The organism is Herbaspirillum sp. B65, assembly GCF_000333555.1.
GTDB lineage: Bacteria > Pseudomonadota > Gammaproteobacteria > Burkholderiales > Burkholderiaceae_D > Herbaspirillum > Herbaspirillum rubrisubalbicans.
The window spans coordinates 1-1,294 of sequence record NZ_BADI01000825.1; the positions used below are offsets into that span (position 1 = coordinate 1).

Annotated in this window: 2 pseudogenes; one reads left to right on the top strand and one right to left on the bottom strand. The window is 62.5% G+C overall.

Annotated features, from left to right (window positions below):
- A pseudogene (locus tag I5W_RS19690) lies at positions 1-494 on the bottom strand (hypothetical protein); the annotation flags it as partial.
- A gap of 313 nt (positions 495-807) precedes the next feature.
- Here I5W_RS19690 and I5W_RS19695 point away from each other — a divergent pair.
- Positions 808-1,294, top strand: a pseudogene (locus I5W_RS19695) (GGDEF-domain containing protein); the annotation flags it as partial.

The window sequence follows — 1,294 nt, forward strand, 5'->3', positions numbered from 1 at the left end:
CCCAGGTCTTGCCCCACATCTGCAGCAGCACCCGTTGGCATAGGTGAAGCGGTGTTGCAGATCCCAGGCGTAGCCCAGTTCGGGCGTGTGAGAGGGAAGGTTTCGTAGAAGCGGCGGCGCTGCTCGGAGGCGCGCGTGAGACCCGCCACCTCGGCCCGCAGGCTCACCGACAGCCCCTGGGTGCTGGCATAGCAGATCACTTCATAGGCGTAGGGCTGACCGGGGGGCAGGTAGAGGCATTGCCGGCTTTGGCCATCGGCCAGGGTGGCGCGCATGGATTCTTCCAGCACGCTGCCGGCCAGCGCCGGGCACGCTTGCCACACGGATCGGCCCGCTGCTGCGTGGCTGGCCTGCAGCAGCACCTGGGCTACCTCATCCAGGTACAGCACGCGCCATTGCGCATCGAGAGCGAGGAAAGCCGCCGGCAAGGCGACGGCGCTGCCCGGCCCGGCGAATGGTCGCATGGGCGGGGCGCTGGGAGAAAGCTTGGACATGGCGCACCTTGATTGCTGGTTACGTCAGATTGTAGATGAGCCTTTTCTCTGCGGCTGTAGGACAAGCAGCCGACTTGCTGCATTGGCCGGCAAAACGCATCAAAAGTCAGCTGCGTTTTCCGCGACCCGCATCAAGCCTTGCCAGACGGCATCGTTTTACGCCGGAAAGCGGCATTCCATCAGGCTTTTCCTGACTTTGACCAGGCTCCTGCACAGCTATAATGAGGCCGGGTTACCAGCACACCATGGCGGCTCACCGCCCCAGCAAGACCGCGCTGGCATGGCGCACTCCCGAACAAGTACAGGGCACAGGATGGCTCCTTCCGCATTGATGAGCATGGTGCGCCGCTATTGGCGCGTGAACGTCGACCAGCCTGAATTGCTGATCGCGCAGTACCGGGCATTTGCCGGCAAGATGCCCATGATGTACCTGATCCTGCTCATCAATACCTGGGGGCTGGCCTATACCTACCTGGGCCTGGTCCCACTCTGGCTGGGGCTGTACTTCCCGGTGCTGCTCACGGTGCTGTGCGTGATCCGCATCAGTTTCTGGTGGCGCGGTCGCCACGTCGATCCTACCCCCGGCATGGCCGCCGCTGCCTTGAAGCGCACCAATCTGCTGGCGCCACCGATTGCCTTGAGTTTTTCGCTATGGTCGGTACTGCTGTTTCCCTACGGCGATAGTTATGCCCAGGCCCACGTGGCTTTCTACATGGGCATCACCGTCATCTGCTGCATCTTCTGCCTGATGTACCTGCGTTCGGCGGCCTTGTCCGTGGCGCTGATCGTCAATGGCATCT